Raw genomic sequence first — 19,515 nt, 5'->3', positions numbered from 1 at the left:
CTTAGAGCTCCTTTCGATAGAAGCGACGGATAATATCTTCAATATCCGTATCCACCATCTTCAAATCGCGGATTTCAAAATCAGACAGGGTTTGCTTGATAATATCAGCTGACTGGTAGCGGGAACTATCGAATTCAATAGTCAGGTTATTTCCTTGTCTATCAATGGACATATCAGGCAAGCCCTCATAATGAGAGACGAGATGACTTTGACCTGGTACCAGTTCAAAAGAAAGAGTCTTCATCTTGCCAAAGGTTTCCTTGAGCTGGCTAACCGTTCCATCAAAAATCTCCTGCCCCTTGTCAATCATAAAAATCCGATCACAGAGTTGCTCAATATCACTCAGGTCGTGAGTAGTCAAGAGAATGGTTGTTTCTTCCTCTTGATTGATCTGGGTGATAGCACGTCGAATGTTATCCTTGACCGACACATCCAAGCCAATGGTAGGCTCATCTAAAAAGAGAACCTTGGGATTGTGAAGCAAGGAAGCCGCAATATCCGCCCGCATCCGTTGACCTAGTGAAAGAGTCCGCACAGGATCCTTGATAAATTCCTTCAAATCCAAAACTTCATTCAAAAAGTCCATGCGTTTATGGAAAAGCGAGTCTGGCACATCGTAAATCTCCTTCAAGACCGTGTAGGTCTCTTGCAGTGCCAAATCCCACCATAGCTGGGTGCGTTGTCCGAAAACGACTCCAATATCCTTGACATAATCTTGGCGATTATCCTGGGGAATCTTGCCGTTAATCCGACAAAAGCCAGATGTGGGTTTTAAAATCCCTGTCAGCATTTTGATGGTGGTTGACTTCCCAGCACCATTTGCCCCGATAAATCCTAAAATCTGCCCTTTTGGAACTTCAAAAGTTAAATCCTTGACCGCTTCAAAGGTCTGCTTTTCAGGATGAATAAAGGAGCGCAAAGCTCCCTTCAAACCAGGTTCCTTCACTGTCTTCGCAAAATTTTTCTGAAGATGTTGCACTTCTATCATTGCCATATCTATCTCCCTTTAGTAAGAAACAACATTGTATTTTTGACTACAAAAATTCTAAATCCTTACTTTCTACACCTTCTCAATATTATTACAGAAGGATTTATACCAACCTATTATAATCCAATAAAAAAAGGAATGCAAGCGTTTGCTTATAGATTATAAAATTAGATATTTCTCTCTTAAAATAATGCTTTTAAACAAAAATTCTGGTTTATTAGTTTCCTTAAAACACCCAAAAAACCTGCCTTCTTTTTCAATATAAGGAAAGAAAGCCCTAATAACACCCTATTATAGTGCAAATGTCTAAGGAAAACCAGTGTTAATTTATATCGAAAATTTTTATCTCTAAGAAAAGATAAAAAGGTGATGCTACATCACCTCCCTCTACCAAGTTAAGTCTTCAATCAAGCTTCTTACTTGTGAATCAAGAGTCTTATCCTTCTTCAGTTCTCCAACCAAAGTCTGAATCTGCCGGACTAGATTTGGATCATTGTCGTTATAGCATCGATGAAGCATCCAGATGTTATGCACAGTTGGACTTTTTAGAACTGACTCCATCAATAATTCCTCATAGCCTTGATGATAAAATCGCTCCACAAAGTGAACCAACTCACCTGGAGCTCCAAAATCTACTTCTGGATGTTTGGAAATAAAGTCTAAGACGGGGTCAACCAAATCAAAGGGTTGAGGGTAAGCCTCCATGGCATCTACAATCTCGTCTGCTAACTCAAATTCTTGGTCTTCAGTAATTGCATCATGCAAAGCAACTAACATATCATCTTTAGTAAGCATCTGATTCTCCTTTTCAACTGTTCCATATCATTATTCGTTTTCGAACTTCTTCTTCACTCATCAAACCTTGTTCGTAAGTAGTTTTCAAACTCCTTTTGGGATAAATCACTAGGAAGTTCAAACACATACTCATATCCTTCATCACAAAAGGAAACCTTCTCTTCAGGTGGAAACCATTTCCGAAGCCAGATGATATAGGAGGCATAATCCTGTAACCTGTTCGTTGAATCAAAGTAATCAATCACAAAAACATTTTTCTTGCTACTTAAAGAACTTTCCAAGGTAAGCTGAGGACTTTGATAATCCCAAGAAAGCGAGTAAGCTTTTTCAGGATTAGTCCTTTCTCTGATCAAAATACCTGGGAATTTTTCTCTCAAAGCAGTACAAAAGGCTTGTAAATCTAGGAATATGGGGTCTTTACTCTCAATAAAGACAAAATCAGCAGTACTCATCAGTCTCTCTCCTTCTTTTTAAAACTGAAAACAGACCTTAACCATCAATGGCAAAATTCTCCAGACTCTCAAATGCCTGCCCCTGATAGTCAAAAGAAAAGATATGAATATCATCAAAAGTTTGATCGCAGAAAGTAACGGTTTGTCTTTCTGGCTCGATGATGGGTTTACCCAATTTTTCAGTAGCTTCTTCATCTGTGAAATACCCATAAAATTCTTGTAAATGAGGCAGTATAAAGGCAAGAATACGAGACCTATTTTTATGGTAATTGGCTGCAAGCAATTGAGCCTTCGTCTCAAAACTCCCACTTGGTTTTTCTTCCCAAGCTACAAGAACATTATCTACTTCATGAACGTAGGCTTGCAAGGACTGATCGAATATCATGGCTATTTCCCCTTCTATTCTATTTACAATAACAGAAAATAAAAATCACATAGATTGAGCTAAATGATTACCTAAAAGTATCTGGCATAATTCTTTTCACACTCTCATCTTTGTCAACTAGAAAGCAATCTGGAAAGGTCATCTGTTCCCATTTTTTATAATCAAAACTTGAATCAAAATGATTGATTAAGATTCCTAGCAAATTTCCATGAGAACTCAGTAAAATGGTTTTATCTGAATACCTTTCTTCCAAGTCCGAAAATAAATCTAAAATTCTATTTAATGCTTCTCGATTGGACTCGCCTCCAATGAGAGATTTATCTGGATTTTGCCATAAATATTGAATTGTTTTTTCAAACTCAGTATCTTCAATAAATCTTGAGGATAATTTTCTTTCACGTAAACGATTATCAAGTACTATCTTATCAAATTGAACAGGAGAACTATTTACTGTCTCAAAAGCTCGCTTATAAGGGCTTGAAATAAAGTAATCTATTTTACAAGCATTTAAAAAATCCAACTGTTCAAGAGAAGAAAATCCTTTTTCCGACAATGTTCTATTAAAATCATCACTCGAGAATCTTGAATGAGCATGTCTAAGTACAATATAAGTGTTCTTCATAAAATGTCACCTCTCAATTATTGGCATCCGTTCAAAATAACTTTCTAAATCACAGTTACTCTGTTAAAAATTCTTCAATTCGAGAAACAAGTTCATTATTTTGATAATGATAGAGGTCGTGAGGCGCATCCATATAGATGACTTGAACATTAGACTGACCACTAGCAAATCTCTCTGCATAATGCTGCCATTCTGATTGGCTAAAGCTAGTACCATCACCGTTAGAAACCAGTAATAAGGTGGGAATTTTCGGATTAATGCTAGATGGAACTTTCTTGGCATTTTCCTTTACCAAACGGGATTCATGAAGCATGGCTTGTGACATCAACTGCTTATATGCTAGTAATTTATATTGTTGTCGTTCAGTTTCAGTCAGAGTTGGATTTTTTATATAAAAGGACTCAGGGAAATAGCGTAATAAGCCAATCTTACTGCTCCAATAAGCCACAGTAAGCAAGGCCTGATTATCCTTTAAATCCTCATAACTTGCTGGTAATGCCCAATCCAGACCAACCAAGGCTTTCACTTCATCAGGATACTTTTCCTGCCAAGCCAGACTTTCAAGACTAGCCATGGAATGAGACAGAATGATAAAAGGTCCTGATATATTTGCTTGTGATAGAGCTTGACGTGTCTCAGACAAAACTTCCATTACGTCTCTGGATTGATTACTATCCTCGCTATAACCATAGCCAGCTCTCTCGACTACGACAATCTTATATTTTTTTGATAGGGAATCTGTTAGATTCTTAAAGTCTAATATAGGTGAAGCAATTCCAGCACCTGATAGCACTACTATTGCCTCTGGACCATCCCCTTCAACGTAAACATTGATTTTGTGCCCATTAACGAGAACAGCTTTACCCATAGGAGTTAGAGAGGCTTGTTCCTTTTCTAAGCTGATACGATGAAAGATAAATGTCCCTACTAAAAACAAGATAAGGAAACTAAGAAAGGCTAGACAGCATTTTTTGAGTTTTTTCATAGCATTATTGTACAAAAATTAGACTCTTTTAGCAACTTAAGTTAAAGAATTTTCCTGTATAATCTGTATATATCCAGAAACAAAAAACCCACCTTCACAGGCGGGTTTGATTTTGTATTGTTCAGCTAGATTAAGCTTTACCTTCTGAACCGAATACGTCGATACGTTCTTCAACTGATGCTTGGATAGCTTTCACACCCTCAGCCAAGAATTTACGTGGGTCGAAGAGTTTCTTCTTGTCGTATTCTGCTTCGTTTGCTTCGTAGTCACGAGCAAATTTACGAGTTGCGTTAGCGAATGCGATTTGACATTCAGTGTTAACGTTAACTTTAGCAACACCAAGTTTGATAGCTGCTTGGATTTGGTCGTCAGGAATACCTGATCCACCGTGCAATACGATTGGGAATCCTGGAACAGCTTCAGTCAATTTTTGCAAGTGGTCAAGGTGAAGACCTTTCCAGTTTGCTGGGTAAGGACCGTGGATGTTACCGATACCTGCAGCCAAGAAGTCGATTCCTGTAGCAACCATTGCTTTAGCGTCTTCGATTGGTGCCAATTCACCGTCACCGATGATACCGTCTTCTTCACCACCGATAGTTCCAACTTCAGCTTCTACTGATACACCATTTGCGTGAGCAAATTCTACAACTTTACGAGCTTTTTCAAGGTTCTCTTCAACTGGAAGGTGTGAACCATCAAACATAACTGAAGTATAACCAACTTGAATACACTCAAGTGCATCTTCGTAGTGACCGTGGTCAAGGTGGATAGCTACTGGTACAGTGATACCCATTGATTCTACAAGGTTAGCGATCAAGTTGCGAGCAACTTTGTAACCACCCATGTATTTAGCAGCACCCATTGAAGTTTGGATCAAAACTGGAGCTTTTTTAGCTTCTGCTGCGCGCAAGATAGCTTGAGTCCACTCAAGGTTGTTTGTGTTAAATCCACCAACTGCATAACCGTTGTCACGAGCTGCTTGGACAAATTTTTCTGCTGAAACGATTGCCATTTTATCAGGCCTCCTGTATATTTTTATGGGATATCCCATTTACATTGTTCATTTTATCACTTTTTGATAAAAAAAGCTAGTTTTTCCTGTAGTTTGAATTGAATTTCTTCCAATTAGATTGATGTAAACCCTTTCTTAATCACTTTCCGGATTGACCTGTGGTAGCTTCATGAAAAATACTAGGTGATCATCGTCTCTTTCAAAATGATAGTCAATTTCTTCGTTTTCCAATAAACTCTTGACCACAAATAGTCCCAATCCAGCTCCCTTGCTTTGGCGACTAGAAGTTGTAAAGGACTGTTCAAATTTATCTTGTTCCTCAAGTGTACAACTGTTCTCAATGAAAACCCAGCCATCTTCTGTCCCAATTTTTATATAGCCTCCTTGAACAGAGTGTTTCACAGCATTACTGATAAGATTGGAAAGAATCAGCTTGAGTACCGAAGGATTTAGATAAGTTTGTTGATCTGTGAGTTGATTCACAACTGAGATTTCCCTCTCTTTGGCTAATAAATCATAATCCTTTAAGAGAAAACCTGTCATTTCAAGAAGGTTGATTTTTTCCTTTTTATCTCGCAATTCTTGCACTGAAGAAAGGGATAAGATTTGCTGGATATGGTGACTCAAATCATCCACGATACCCAAAGAAACTCCTAGATAATGGTCTCGATCTTTATAGCGTCCAATATTGGCTTTCATATTCTCCAGAAGAATCTTCAGACTAGCTAGAGGTGTTTTCAGTTCATGGGAGGCACCTCGTAAAAATTCGACCTTCAACTTTTCTAACTGGAGGATGGCCTCATTTTTCTCATGTAGATCGGCAATAACAGTCAAGAGGTGTTGATAGAGGCTATTGATTTGTTCTTTAAGATCGCCAATTTCATCCTTAGAATCCACGCGCAACCTCACTTCTGCATCCAAATCCATCATCCGTCGAGTCACTCGTTTAATTTCCAAAATAGGAGCAACAATGGTTCTAGCATAGATAAAGGCGATGAGGAGCGAAATGATGAAAGACGATAATAAAGTATAAGGCAGAAATTGAAGACTGATGTCTTCTGCTTCTTTCTGCAAATCCATAGAAGCTAAAAACTGTAAGGTCATGGTCTGACCATCCTTAGTTTGAACTTCTCTTTCTTCAATGACCAAGGAAGCCGTCTGTCGTTGTTTATCAATGGGAAGATTGTCATTGACTTCCAACTTATCCTGAGTCATCTCTCCCTTAACAGCTCCCTTAATATCACTGCTTTTAGAATAAAGTTCAAGGACTTCCTGAATAGTTTGACTGTCCTTTCCTTGGAGAGTTTGAGCAATTTCTGTAGCCTTTTGCCCGATGCTTTCCTGACGGTGACTGAGATAGGTCGGAGGAAAGAGGAAATAGATGGCCAAATGCAAACAAATGACCAAGGTAGAAAATACCGAGAAGGTATAGAGAAAAATTTTTTTAAATAAACCTGAACGTCTCATTTTCTCTCCAATTTATAACCAACATTGCGCACGGTAAGAATACAGTCTAAATCCAATTTTTTCCGTAGTTCCTTGATATAGACATCAATCACTCTGTCAAAAGGAACCTCATCTGTCATCTTCCATACAGCATCGATAATCTGCGACCGTGTTAAGGCTCGACCTTCATTTTTAACCAGATAGTCTAAAATTTCCAGTTCTTTTGCATTCACTGCAACTTCTTGGCCAGCTACTTTGGCGCTATAGCTGTCAAAGTCTACCTCGGTGTCTCTATAGGTAAAAATACGACCAGTATCATAATAACGTTTAAAGATGGCATCCACTCGTACTTTTAACAAAGATAGAGAAAAAGGCTTTTCCAAATAACCATCTGCAAATGCAGCAAAGGCACTCATCTTATATTCTTCGTCCTGAAAGGCTGTCAACATCAAGACCGGAACTTGGCTACTTTTACGGATTTCTGACAAAACCTCTAAACCATTAAGTTTCGGCATTTGAATATCTAAGAGAACCAAGGCAACTTGGTGATTGGAAAATTGTTCTAAGGCCTCAAGGCCATCTGCTGCCTGAATGGTTTCATAGCCACAATCCGTCAAATAGTCACTAATTCCCTCGCGGATCATGTCTTCATCTTCTACAATTAGAATTTTCATATAAATCCTTTTCTATCAAAAATGCTACCTATATTATATCTCATTTGAATGAGAATAGGTAGCATGATTTTTATTCACTATCCAACAAGAGTTCTTTTGGTTGTTTAAATAGGAGATTACTTGAAGCAAGTGCCATAACTAGTACCACTAGAACCAAGCCAAGTACAAAGATGATAGCAAAGTCAGAAGGTTGAATGGATATATCTAAACTTGAAAGAGTCTTGCTAAAGCCGTCAACTTCTGCACCACCACCAAGATTAGAGGCTTGGGCTGCCTTACTAGCCTGCTTAGCCACATCTGATGTGACATTTGCAAGCACTGTATTTCCAATGGCACGAGCAGTATAGTTGGCTAAGAAGTAAGCTGAAATTAGTGCTGGAATTGCAATCATAACTGCTTCTGTGATAAATTGTCCTAGAATACTTGCTTGTTTAAGACCAATGGAAAGGAGAATTCCAACCTCTTTTCGACGGGCGTTAATCCATAGTGTAAGTAAGAGAGCAAGTAGTAGAACAGAGAAGCTCAAGCTACCCCAGAAGAGAAGATTAGCCATCTTGTACATGCCTGAAATAGATTGTTCAAGGGCAGGATAGTTAGATGAACTCTTAATCAAGCTATACATTTTCCAGTTGATGCCGTTGATTGACCCTAGTTCTTGCATGACAGTATCTAGGTTCTTATCTCCAGCTACAAAGAAGGTAGCATCGCCATAGATAGCTGTATCTTCTGTATAACCATAGAGTTGAGCTGCTGTGTGAATATCTGTGATAGCTGTATTCTCATAAAGTTCTTGTGAGTAGGTCACAGCAGATTTGTTATGTCCATCAAAAAGTCCTTTGATCGTTACTTCTACTGTTTCCTTGGCTCCTTTTTCATTATCTGCATCGTAGATATTGGAGTTGAGTTTGACCTTGTCTCCTACTTTCCAACCGTGTTTAGCAGCCAGGTCTTTGTGCATGAGAATCTGGTATTTGTCATCGTTTGTTAAATGTTCTCCTTCGACCAGTTTGTAAGAGCCTGACACAAACTTGTCTTCTTTAGAAGAGTCATTGACTCCTGTTATCATCAAGCTACTTCCAAAACGTTGAGCTCGATCTGCCGTTAGATTTTTCTTGGTTTCAGGCGTTTCAATCAGTTCATAGCCTGTCAAATCACCGATAGCATTAATCCGTTTGATGTAGGATTCAATGGCCTTATTCTCGGTAATTTTTTTAATATCTTCACCCTTGATATTCCCAGCACCACGTGGAGTTCCTTGATTGACCCTGCGATTGATTTGCATGGAGAAACTATTGGTGATATTTTTAAAGGTTTCTTGAGAAGCCTTGGCTGTCGCACCCTTGATAGACAAGCCGACCAAACTCAAACTAGCCATCAAGAGAATGATAAGAAAGATCACAAGCGACTTAAAAAATTTTCTTGTGACATAGGCAAATGCGTTGTGTAACATAAGATTCCTTTCTAGATTTACTTCCGTTTTTAATATGTTTAAAAGTTTTAGTTACTGTTTGTTCTTATTTCAGTCAGTTTCTTGTCCTTCAATTCAAGTGTAATATCTGACGCCTGTGCTACTTCCTTGCTGTGGGTCACAACGATCACACACTTGCCTGTTTTCTCAGCGAGAGATTTGAGCAAATCGATGATATCCCCAGCAGTCTTAGGATCCAGGTTTCCTGTTGGTTCATCCGCTAAAATCACTGGCGCCTCAGATACCAGACTACGAGCAATGGCAACCCGTTGTTGCTGTCCACCTGATAATTGGAGAACATTCCGCTTGATTTGACTTTCATCTAAACCAAGTTCAAGAAGGGTATCCTTGCTAGCTTTTTTATTAACCAAGCGGATATTTTCCAATGGAGAAAGATAATCAATCAAGTTATAGTTTTGGAAAACTAGCGAGATATGGTGCATGCGATGATAAGAATAACCTTGTTCACGAATATCCTTGCCTTCGAATAAGATAGCTCCTTCGACAGGGCTATCAAGTCCTGCTAAGAGAGATAAGAGTGTTGACTTCCCAGCTCCTGATTCTCCGATAATACTATAAAACTTACCAGGTTCAAAATCGTAATTGATTTTATATAATACAGCTTCTGCAGTGTTCTTATAACGATAAGTAAGATCTTGTAATTGTAGTAAAGTCATAATTTCTCCTTTATTAACTGATGGATGATAAAATTTCTTTCGGTGATTTTCTAAATAAAAATAGGAAACAAAGTGCAACTGACAAGCAGCTAATTATAAGTAGGAAAATATAAGATTCTCCAAATGATAGAAGACTTGTTGAAAGATTCGTTGCTTTTGCTAGAGTATCTTGTAATGCAGCTTGGTCGCCACTTGCTAGAACAGTCTTCAAGAGATAGGAAGTAATGGCATTCCCAGCCACAAATGCTGGCAGAATAGCTGCCAATGAAACTAGGATGACTTCCAGGCAGAATTGGCTATAGATTGCTATTTTCCCTTTACCTAGTGCCAATAAAATACCAACCTCGTAGACTCGCTCTCGTAACCAAAGTGACAAGACCAAAATCAGGGCTCCTACACCAGCAATCATAATACCATAGAGGAAAATCTGTAGGAAGGTTTGGAAGGTCGAAACTGAATCCTTGATTTGTTCAAAAGCCTTATTTTCCTTTTCGACTTGGTAACCTTTCGTTTCAAGAGATAACTTTTCAACCTCTTGAATGATTCTATCCATATCTTTTGGATTTTCTAGATAGAAACGAGCGGCAGTAACTTGAGCTTCCTTATTTCCAAGAAGAGTTTGGCTACTTTCGTAGTCTGTATAGACCGTGTTTTCACTAAAATCTGACGAAAGACCAGTGAATTTCTCTTGTTTTTGACCTGAGAAAATACCTACGATTTCATAGTCTAGTCTTTGTCCACTATTTCCATCTACTTGACCAGGATTTAAGTTAATCTTATCTCCTAGCTTTAGATTGTTTTTCTTTGCTAAATCTTCATGGATTAAGATTTTTTTACGATCCCCTTTTTCGATATGTCTCCCTTCTTTAAGGGTAAAGGCGGAACTTGTAAAAGAAACATCCTTGGAAGAGTCTTCTAATGCAATCAAACTGATAAGATTTTTTTCAGCTTCTGTCAAATCATCCCTTTGGATACTTTGTTCTCCAGTAACCACTTCTTTGTCAGTCAACTTAGCTATTGTTTCAAGCTCTGGAGAAATCTCCTCAAGACCCTTTATCTTTTTAAGGTCATCTAGTTGAGACAGTTGAAAGGTCTGATCTGCTTCTATTCTTTTAATAGAAAAAGATGTATTCAGTGAGCGATAGAGATTATTTTCTACTGTTTTGTTGGACTTCATGAGCGTCAAACAAGCCGATATTCCAGCTAATAATACAAATAAAATCAAGAATAATATGAGACTTCTCAGTCGTTTTCTGCCGACGTAAGCCCAAGCTCTTTGAGTGGGATTCATATAGCACCTCCATATTTGTAAAACCATTATAATATTCAAATATGAAATGTTTATGAAATCACAAAAAAAGAGCAAAATCTTTGCCCTTGTTTATATAAAAATAAAGAGCTAGCTGAAGCTAACTCTTTTCCTATGCGGAGAGAGGGACTTGAACCCTCACGACCTAAAGCGGTCACAGGATCCTTAGTCCTGCGCGTCTGCCAATTCCGCCATCCCCGCGTCGATTACTTTACTAGTATATCAACTTTCACAAACTTTGTCAACACTTTTTTCAGATTTTTTTCATTTTTTTTGAATACATTATTCTTTGATTTCAACTAGATTTTCATCAAGGAGTTTCGCTCCTAATGTATTCTTAAAATGTCCAAGTGCAAACTGATGATTTTCAGGCCAGATTGATGCAACTGCTGGCTTAACAACTTCTATCTGATAACCAAGATTATAGGCATCGATAGCTGTATGCAATACACAAATATCTGTTAGAACACCTGTTAAAATGACTGTATCCACGCGACGCTCTCTCAAACGGATATCCAAATCTGTGCCAGAAAAAGCCGAATAGTGACGTTTGTCCATCCAGAAAACACGACTATCGCCAGCATATTCCTGATAGAACTCGGCTAACTTACCATATAGATTACGCCCGCTAGTCCCAATCAGATTATGAGGGGGAAATAGTTTACTTTCTGGATGAAAGACATCATTTTCCTCATGAGCATCAATGGTAAAGAAAATATAATCTCCACGGTCAAATGCTAATCTAGTTACCTGATTGATCGCTTCTGATATAGCTTGAGCGGGAGCTCCAGCTGTCAATTTTCCATGTTCCGCTACAAAATCTTCTGTATAGTCAATCGAAATTAAAGCCTTAGCCATTAATAGTCCCTCTTCTTCACTTCTTCAAAGATATCTGGGATCAAGACCTTAAGATAAGTTCCCTTCATCCCCAGTGAACGACTTTCAATAATTCCTGCCGATTCGAGTTTTCGAAGGGCATTGACAATCACTGAACGCGTAATACCGATACGGTCTGCAATGACTGACGCAGTTAATTGTCCTTCATTGCCATTCAATTCACCCAAAATAGCTGACACTGCTCGTAACTCAGAGTAAGAAAGAGTGTTGACTGCCATCGTTACGGCTGTACGACGACGGATATTTTTCTCGTCTTCTTCACGTTGGAAGTTCAAAAGCTGAATACCAACCACCGTACTAGCTATCTCAACAAGAATCAAATCCTCATCTTCAAATTTCTTATCATTACGCCAGATAATCAAAGATCCCAAACGAATCCCAGAAACATGGATTGGAGCAATTGTTGTCAAACCTTCTGAGAAATCTGCACGACTCTCAACTGGAAAGATGCTTAATTCGTGATCTACAGTCAGATTTGCTTCTGTATCGTAAATCATGTTTGCACCTTGAATATAGTCCTCAGGAAAAATTTTTGATTGGAAAAATTGCTCTACACGATCATTATTAGTCTTGTAGCGCATGAAATATCCCAAAAGACGTCCCTTACTATTTAGGATACAAGCGTTGCAATCAATAATATCCGCTAATTGGCGTGTGATGGCATTATATGGAAGATCATCTTGTAATTTCTCCTCCGCACGCTTCAGGATAGACGTAATTTTTCTCGTTTTTTCTAATAAATGTGCCATTTTTCACCTCGTATTTAATCGCTTCCATTATATCATAAATTGATCATTATTTCAATAATTATCTGAAAATTGTTTATTGAATTGCAATTCATGACTGTTCGAAAATTTTTACTAGTTTTTTCTAATTTTCTTGTTGACAGGTTCCTAAATTTTTGATAATATAATATTACAAGATAACAAATATATAAATCTATTTTCTCGTATTAAACTTTTATTAACTCTCGGTCTCCTTATATATAAAAGCGATCCACCTCAGTGAACCGCTTTTTTTATTATTTATCACCCTTGTTACGGATTACAAAACCAGTTTTCTTCTCACTTGAAGTATTACGTGGTTTTTTATTATCCTTACGGTAACGTTTTTCCTTCTCAAAGCGGTCGTTTTTGCGACTGCCTTTTTTGAAATCATCTCGACGACCATTGCCACGGCGATTACGATCTCGACGGTCGTCTCCACGACGACCTCCCTTACCTTTGCCACCAAAGCCTCCACCAGATGGTTTAAATGGTAAAGGTTTTTCACGTGCAATCTCAACCTCAGGAAGACTATCTGGGTCTTGAACAGCTAAGCTGAGGATATACATAGCCAATTCTTCTGGGCTGAATTCTGAGGCTAATTGACGAGCATCCTTGCCAAACTTCTCAAAGTTGCCACGGATTGTCTCATCTGCAAAATCACGTTCAATTTTCTTAAGAGCCACTTGTTTTTTAGCTTGGAAAGCTTCTTCTGCACTTGCAGGTTTGAGACCTTTCATACGTTTCTTAGTCAAGTTCTCAATGATTTGGAGGTAACCCATTTCATTAGGTGAAACGAAGGTAATAGACTGACCTGACTTACCTGCACGCCCTGTACGGCCAATACGGTGAACATAACTCTCAGGGTCTTGAGGAATATCGTAGTTATAGACATGAGTCACACCTGAGATATCCAAACCACGTGCTGCAACGTCTGTCGCAACTAAAACATCAAGGTTACCGTTTTTGAAGTCACGAAGGACGCGAAGGCGTTTGTTTTGATCCAAATCTCCATGAATCCCTTCTGCACGGAAGCCACGGATTTTCAGACCGCGAGTCAACTCATCCACACGACGTTTTGTACGACCGAAGACAATAGACAACTCAGGCTGTTCAACGTCCATAAGACGAGTCATGGTGTCAAATTTTTCTTGTTCTTTGACACGGATATAGTACTGGTCAACCAATTCTGTTGTTAACTCCTTGGCAGCAATCTTCACATGCTCAGGTTCTTTCATAAACTGAACCCCGATACGTTTGATAGCTTCAGGCATAGTTGCTGAAAAGAGCAAGGTTTGACGATTTTCTGGGACACGAGAGATGATGGCTTCAATATCCTCAAGGAAGCCCATGTTAAGCATTTCGTCCGCTTCATCAAGGATTAGAGTTTCAATATCTTGTAATTTCAAGGCTTTGCGTTTGATCAAATCTAGGAGACGACCTGGTGTTCCAACTACGATATGAGCACCTGATTTAAGAGCCTTGATTTGTTTTTCGATACTTGAACCACCATAAACAGAACGGACTTTTACACCCTTGCTACGACCAAAGCGGAAGAGTTCTTCCTGACTTTGCACAGCTAGTTCACGGGTTGGTGCAATGACCAAAGCTTGAATGGTTGCTTCTTCTGTACGAATTTTTTCAAGGGTTGGCAAGCCAAAGGCTGCAGTTTTCCCTGTACCGGTTTGAGCTTGTCCGATAACATCTTTCCCTTCAAGAGCCAAAGGAATGGTTTGCTCTTGGATAGGACTTGCTTCTACAAATCCTGCTTTTTCGATTTCTGCTAACAAATCCGCAGAAAGGTTAAATTCATTAAATTTCACGTTATTCTTCTTTCTAAAGATGGTGCGAAGCCATCCTATAGCGCTTAGTTTATACTTTTCTTGTCATGACGTACTTTCATACCTTTTATGAAAGACCGTGTTGCTTCTTTTCCACTAAAGAAAAGTACTGCTTTTTTGCAACTTATCTAGTATAACACAAGAGAGGGTCAAAAGATAGTCTAACCACCTGATTAAATCATGTAAACGATTTTTCTATCTTTTGAAGTCGATTTATCTAAGCATTCTCGAGACTATTTTGTTTGGATATTTTTTCCCGTAGCAGAATTGTGAAAAAAATTATTTCTTGTGCTAGAATGAAATCAAACAGGAGGATTTAAAAATGTTAACATACGATTTAATTGTCATTGGATTTGGTAAGGCAGGTAAAACTCTTGCTGGGAAACTAGCTTCAGCTGGTAAAAAAGTTGCTTTGATCGAACGTAGTAAGGCGATGTACGGCGGTACTTGTATCAATATCGGTTGTATCCCAACTAAAACCTTGTTAGTTGCTGCTGAAAAAGACTTGTCATTTGATCAAGTCATGGCTACTAAAAATACGGTTACTACACGCCTCAATGGAAAAAATTATGCTACTGTAGCTGGTACAGGTGTAGATATCTTTGATGCTGAAGCACACTTTGTCTCAAACAAGGTTATTGAAATTCAAGCTGGAGATGAAAAACAAGAACTGACTGCTGAAACAATCGTTATCAACACTGGTGCTGTTTCAAATGTCTTGCCTATCCCAGGCCTTGCTACAAGCAAGAATGTCTTTGACTCAACAGGTATCCAAAACTTGGACAAATTGCCTGAAAAACTTGGTGTCCTTGGTGGCGGAAATATCGGTCTTGAATTTGCCGGTCTCTACAACAAACTTGGAAGTAAGGTTACAGTCCTAGATGCCTTGGATAAATTCCTACCTCGTGCAGAACCTTCTATCGCTGCTCTTGCTAAACAGTACATGGAAGAAGACGGTATTGAATTGCTTCAAAACATCCGTACTACTGAAATCAAAAATGATGGCGACCAAGTCCTTGTCGTAACTGAAAACGAAACTTATCGTTTCGATGCCCTTCTCTATGCAACAGGACGTAAACCAAATGTTGAACCTCTACAACTTGAAAATACAGATATTGAACTAACTGAACGTGGTGCTATTAAAGTCGACAAACACTGTCAAACAAACGTTCCTGGTGTTTTTGCAGTTGGAGATGTCAACGGTGGCCTTCAATTTACTTACATTTCACTTGATGACTTCCGTGTTGTCTACAGCTACCTTGCTGGTGATGGCAGCTACACACTCGAAGATCGTCTCAATGTACCAAATACTCTTTTCATCACACCTGCACTTTCACAAGTTGGTTTGACTGAAAGCCAAGCTGCTGATTTGAAGCTTCCATACGCTGTCAAGGAAATTCCTGTCGCTGCTATGCCTCGTGGTCATGTAAATGGTGACCTTCGTGGAGCTTTCAAAGCAGTTGTCAACACTGAAACAAAAGAAATTCTTGGCGCAACTATCTTCTCTGAAGGTTCACAAGAAATCATCAACATCATCACTGTTGCAATGGACAACAAGATTCCATACACTTACTTCACAAAACAAATCTTCACTCACCCAACCTTAGCTGAAAACTTGAATGACTTGTTTGCGATTTAATAGATTTAATAATAGAAAGCAGCCTCCTTGGGCTGTTTTTCTTTTTCTAAAATCTCAAATCTGTCTTTTTCAGCTTTTATGATATAATAGAAACATGAAATTAAAAACTACTTTGGGCCTTCTTGCTGGGCGTTCTTCTCACTTTATTTTGAGTCGTCTTGGACGTGGAAGCACGCTGCCTGGAAAACTCGCCCTTCAATTTGATAAAGATATTTTACAACATTTAGCTAAGAACTACGAAATTGTTGTGGTAACTGGTACCAATGGAAAAACCTTGACAACCGCTCTCACTGTCGGTATCCTTAAGGAAATTTATGGTCAAGTTTTAACTAATCCAAGTGGTGCCAACATGATCACAGGGATTACAACTACCTTCTTGACTGCAAAATCTTCAAAAACTGGAAAAAATATTGCGGTTCTTGAAATAGATGAAGCTAGTCTCTCACGTATCTGTGACTACATCCAGCCTAGTCTTTTCGTCATCACCAATATTTTCCGCGATCAAATGGACCGCTACGGTGAGATCTATACGACTTACAACATGATTTTGGACGCTATTCGGAAAGTTCCTACTGCTACTGTTCTGCTAAACGGTGATAGTCCGCTATTCTACAAGCCTGCAATTCCAAATCCTGTTCAGTATTTTGGTTTTGATTTGGAAAAAGGTCCAGCAAAGCTTGCTCACTACAATACTGAAGGTATCCTCTGCCCTGAATGTCAAAGTATTTTGAAATATGAGCTAAATACTTATGCCAACTTAGGAGCTTATATCTGTGATAATTGTGGATGCAAGCGTCCTGAGCTGGATTATCGTCTGACTGAACTGGTTGAATTGACCAACAATCGCTCTCGCTTTGTCATCGACGGTCAAGAATACGGTATTCAAATCGGTGGACTCTACAATATCTACAATGCTCTCGCTGCAGTTGCTATCGCGCGTTACCTTGGTGCTGATTCTCAACTGATTAAGCAAGGATTTGATAAGAGTCGAGCTGTTTTTGGACGCCAAGAAACCTTCCATATCGGTGACAAGGAATGTACACTGGTTCTCATCAAGAATCCTGTAGGTGCTACACAAGCTATTGAAATGATTAAACTAGCTCCTTATCCATTTAGTCTTTCTGTTCTCCTCAATGCCAACTATGCTGACGGGATTGATACCAGCTGGATTTGGGATGCTGATTTTGAACAAGTTACTGACATGGATATCCCAGAAATCAACGCCGGTGGCGTTCGTCATTCTGAAATCGCTCGTCGTCTTCGAGTGACTGGCTACCCAGCTGATAAAATCACTGAAACAAGTAGTCTGGAACAAGTTCTTAAAACGATTGAAGCCCAAGATTGTAAACATGCTTACATCCTTGCGACCTACACTGCTATGCTGGAATTCCGAGAACTACTAGCCAATCGTCAACTTGTTAGAAAGGAGATGAACTAATGGTTTATACTTCACTTTCCTCAAAAGACGGCAACTATCCTTACCAGCTAAATATTGCCCACCTCTATGGCAATCTCATGAATACCTACGGGGATAATGGAAATATCCTCATGCTCAAGTATGTGGCTGAAAAGCTGGGTGCTCACGTAACAGTTGACATCGTTTCTCTCCACGATGATTTCGATGAAAATCATTACGATATCGCTTTTTTCGGTGGTGGCCAAGACTTTGAACAAAGTATCATTGCTGGTGATTTGCCTGCTAAAAAAGAAAGCATCGATAACTTTATCCAAAATGATGGAGTCGTCCTTGCTATCTGTGGTGGCTTCCAGCTATTAGGCCAATACTATATTGAAGCTTCTGGAAGACGCATCGAAGGTCTTGGTGTCATGGGACACTATACCCTTAATCAAACCAACAACCGCTTCATCGGTGACATTAAAATTCATAATGAAGAGTTTGATGAAACCTACTATGGTTTTGAAAACCACCAAGGCCGTACCTTCCTCTCAGATGACCAAAAACCATTGGGGCAGGTCGTATACGGAAACGGAAATAATGAAGAGAAAATCGGTGAAGGTGTTCACTATAAAAATGTCTTTGGTTCTTATTTCCACGGGCCTATCTTATCTCGTAATGCCAACCTAGCCTATCGCTTGGTCACTACTGCTCTTAAGAAAAAATATGGTCAGGATATCGACCTTCCAGCTTATGAGGATATCCTTAGCCAAGAAGTTGCTGAAGAATACAGCGATGTGAAAAGCAAGGCAGACTTCAATTAATATTTAGATTCCAACATGCTATTAGCTGTTGGAATTTTTTTAGTTTCTTTTCCCCTTCTCCCTTGCATTTTCTACTAATTTTTGCAAAAATAGAGGGGTAGAAAGAAGGTAACATATGTCTAAATTACAACAAATTGTAACATATCTCGAATCTGAAAAGTTAGACGTCGCAGTCGTATCTGACCCCGTCACTATCAATTACCTCACTGGCTTTTACAGTGATCCCCACGAACGCCAAATGTTCCTCTTTGTCCTTGGAAACCAAGAACCACTTCTCTTCGTTCCAGCACTTGAGGTTGAGCGTGCAACTAGCACTGTTTCATTCCCAGTAGTTGGTTATGTGGACTCTGAAAATCCTTGGAAAAAAATCCAAAATGCCTTGCCACAGCTTGATTTCAAACGTGTAGCAGTTGAGTTTGATAATCTCATCTTGACTAAATACCACGGTTTAAGATCTGTCTTTGAAACTGCTGAATTTGAAAACTTAACTCCATTGATCCAACGCATGCGCTTGATCAAATCAGCAGACGAAGTGCAAAAAATGATGGTTGCAGGTGTTTACGCCGATAAGTCTGTCAAAGTTGGTTTTGACAATATCTCTCTTGATAATACGGAAACAGATATCATTGCGCAAATCGACTTCGCTATGAAACGTGAAGGTTATGAAATGAGCTTTGACACCATGGTCTTAACAGGTGATAATGCTGCGAATCCACACGGTATTCCTGGGGCCAACAAGGTTGAAAATAATGCTCTTCTCCTCTTTGACCTCGGTGTTATGGTCAATGGTTATGCATCAGATATGACTCGTACAGTCGCTGTTGGTAAACCAGACCAATTCAAGAAAGATATCTACAACTTGACTCTAGAAGCTCAACAAGCTGCCCTTGACTTTATCAGACCTGGTGTAACAGCTCATGAGGTTGACCGTGCGGCTCGTGAAGTGATCGAAAAAGCTGGCTACGGTGAGTACTTCAACCACCGTCTCGGTCATGGTATCGGTATGGATGTCCACGAATTCCCTTCAATCATGGAAGGAAACGATATGGTCATCGAAGAGGGTATGTGCTTCTCAGTTGAACCTGGTATTTACATCCCTGGTAAAGTCGGTGTCCGCATCGAAGACTGTGGTGTTGTGACCAAAGACGGCTTTGACCTCTTTACAAGTACCAGCAAAGATTTGCTTTATTTTGATTAAAAAGTATTTATAGTTGCTTAGTTTATAAAATACATGTTATAATAAAGCTATGGCATATAGTACAGATTTTAAACAACGAGCATTAAATTACATCAAAGAGGGACACAGCCATGTCGAGGCATCCAAAGTTTTTGACGTTGGCG

At 39.1% G+C, this 19,515-nt stretch carries 20 protein-coding genes and 1 tRNA gene; 5 read left to right on the top strand and 16 right to left on the bottom strand.

The window, feature by feature from the left end; genetic code table 11:
* Position 1: 1 nt before the first annotated feature.
* The 16 genes from QM911_RS00105 to QM911_RS00030 form a co-directional block, all read right to left on the bottom strand.
* Positions 2–994 carry an ABC transporter ATP-binding protein gene (locus QM911_RS00105; protein ID WP_414312716.1) on the bottom strand — a complete coding sequence of 331 codons (993 nt, stop codon included), beginning with the start codon at positions 992–994 and terminating at the stop codon, positions 2–4.
* 381 nt (positions 995–1,375) lie between these two features.
* A complete protein-coding gene (locus tag QM911_RS00100; RefSeq protein ID WP_414312715.1) occupies positions 1,376–1,783 on the bottom strand; it encodes a hypothetical protein in 408 nt (135 codons plus the stop codon).
* 53 nt (positions 1,784–1,836) lie between these two features.
* Positions 1,837–2,235: a hypothetical protein gene (locus QM911_RS00095; RefSeq protein ID WP_414312714.1), complete on the bottom strand. Its 399-nt coding sequence runs from the start codon at positions 2,233–2,235 to the stop codon at positions 1,837–1,839.
* Between the two features lie 37 nt (positions 2,236–2,272).
* Positions 2,273–2,620 carry a hypothetical protein gene (locus QM911_RS00090; protein WP_414312713.1) on the bottom strand — a complete coding sequence of 116 codons (348 nt, stop codon included), beginning with the start codon at positions 2,618–2,620 and terminating at the stop codon, positions 2,273–2,275.
* 67 nt (positions 2,621–2,687) lie between these two features.
* On the bottom strand, positions 2,688–3,242 hold the full coding sequence (locus QM911_RS00085) for a histidine phosphatase family protein (protein ID WP_414312712.1): 555 nt from the start codon (positions 3,240–3,242) through the stop codon (positions 2,688–2,690).
* A 55-nt stretch (positions 3,243–3,297) separates the two neighbouring features.
* A complete protein-coding gene (locus QM911_RS00080; protein WP_414312711.1) occupies positions 3,298–4,227 on the bottom strand; it encodes an alpha/beta fold hydrolase in 930 nt (309 codons plus the stop codon).
* Between the two features lie 130 nt (positions 4,228–4,357).
* Positions 4,358–5,239 (bottom strand): class II fructose-bisphosphate aldolase, encoded by an 882-nt coding sequence (locus QM911_RS00075; RefSeq protein ID WP_414312710.1) that lies wholly within the window; start codon positions 5,237–5,239, stop codon positions 4,358–4,360.
* Positions 5,240–5,374: 135 nt separating this feature from the next.
* Positions 5,375–6,706 carry a sensor histidine kinase VncS gene (vncS, locus tag QM911_RS00070; RefSeq protein WP_414312709.1) on the bottom strand — a complete coding sequence of 444 codons (1,332 nt, stop codon included), beginning with the start codon at positions 6,704–6,706 and terminating at the stop codon, positions 5,375–5,377.
* Positions 6,703–7,359 carry a response regulator transcription factor VncR gene (gene vncR / locus QM911_RS00065; protein ID WP_414277987.1) on the bottom strand — a complete coding sequence of 219 codons (657 nt, stop codon included), beginning with the start codon at positions 7,357–7,359 and terminating at the stop codon, positions 6,703–6,705. Before vncR ends, vncS begins: the two co-directional genes overlap by 4 nt.
* A 70-nt stretch (positions 7,360–7,429) precedes the next feature.
* Positions 7,430–8,809, bottom strand: coding sequence for an ABC transporter permease subunit Vex3 (vex3, locus tag QM911_RS00060; RefSeq protein ID WP_414291012.1), 1,380 nt, complete (start codon positions 8,807–8,809; stop codon positions 7,430–7,432).
* A gap of 47 nt (positions 8,810–8,856) precedes the next feature.
* A complete protein-coding gene (gene vex2, locus QM911_RS00055) occupies positions 8,857–9,504 on the bottom strand; it encodes an ABC transporter ATP-binding subunit Vex2 (protein ID WP_016466097.1) in 648 nt (215 codons plus the stop codon).
* Between the two features lie 13 nt (positions 9,505–9,517).
* Positions 9,518–10,795: an ABC transporter permease gene (locus tag QM911_RS00050; RefSeq protein ID WP_414312708.1), complete on the bottom strand. Its 1,278-nt coding sequence runs from the start codon at positions 10,793–10,795 to the stop codon at positions 9,518–9,520.
* Positions 10,796–10,928: 133 nt separating this feature from the next.
* Positions 10,929–11,014 (bottom strand) — tRNA-Leu (locus QM911_RS00045).
* Between the two features lie 81 nt (positions 11,015–11,095).
* Positions 11,096–11,671, bottom strand: coding sequence for an isochorismatase family cysteine hydrolase (locus QM911_RS00040; RefSeq protein ID WP_316108221.1), 576 nt, complete (start codon positions 11,669–11,671; stop codon positions 11,096–11,098).
* Positions 11,671–12,459 carry a GTP-sensing pleiotropic transcriptional regulator CodY gene (codY, locus tag QM911_RS00035; protein ID WP_000940720.1) on the bottom strand — a complete coding sequence of 263 codons (789 nt, stop codon included), beginning with the start codon at positions 12,457–12,459 and terminating at the stop codon, positions 11,671–11,673. The genes QM911_RS00040 and codY overlap by 1 nt, the downstream gene beginning before the upstream one ends.
* Before the next feature lie 272 nt (positions 12,460–12,731).
* Positions 12,732–14,297 carry a DEAD/DEAH box helicase gene (locus tag QM911_RS00030; RefSeq protein ID WP_414312707.1) on the bottom strand — a complete coding sequence of 522 codons (1,566 nt, stop codon included), beginning with the start codon at positions 14,295–14,297 and terminating at the stop codon, positions 12,732–12,734.
* 340 nt (positions 14,298–14,637) lie between these two features.
* Between QM911_RS00030 and QM911_RS00025 the strand changes: the two genes are divergently transcribed.
* The 5 genes from QM911_RS00025 to QM911_RS00005 all read left to right on the top strand — a co-directional run.
* Complete coding sequence (locus QM911_RS00025; protein WP_414312706.1) at positions 14,638–15,954, top strand: FAD-containing oxidoreductase; 1,317 nt, start codon at positions 14,638–14,640, stop codon at positions 15,952–15,954.
* A gap of 94 nt (positions 15,955–16,048) precedes the next feature.
* On the top strand, positions 16,049–17,392 hold the full coding sequence (gene murT / locus QM911_RS00020; protein ID WP_414312705.1) for a lipid II isoglutaminyl synthase subunit MurT: 1,344 nt from the start codon (positions 16,049–16,051) through the stop codon (positions 17,390–17,392).
* Positions 17,392–18,174: a lipid II isoglutaminyl synthase subunit GatD gene (gatD, locus tag QM911_RS00015; protein ID WP_414312704.1), complete on the top strand. Its 783-nt coding sequence runs from the start codon at positions 17,392–17,394 to the stop codon at positions 18,172–18,174. Before murT ends, gatD begins: the two co-directional genes overlap by 1 nt.
* Before the next feature lie 115 nt (positions 18,175–18,289).
* Positions 18,290–19,372: a M24 family metallopeptidase gene (locus QM911_RS00010; protein ID WP_414312703.1), complete on the top strand. Its 1,083-nt coding sequence runs from the start codon at positions 18,290–18,292 to the stop codon at positions 19,370–19,372.
* Positions 19,373–19,421: 49 nt separating this feature from the next.
* Positions 19,422–19,515, top strand: a 94-nt coding sequence (locus QM911_RS00005) for an IS630 transposase-related protein (RefSeq protein ID WP_414312819.1), incomplete at its 3' end; no start/stop codon positions are given.

It is taken from the genome of Streptococcus infantis (assembly GCF_047460825.1).
In the GTDB taxonomy this organism is placed as follows: domain Bacteria; phylum Bacillota; class Bacilli; order Lactobacillales; family Streptococcaceae; genus Streptococcus; species Streptococcus infantis_V.
Note: the sequence above shows the minus strand (reverse complement) of the source record. Positions and strands in the feature narration are given on the sequence as shown.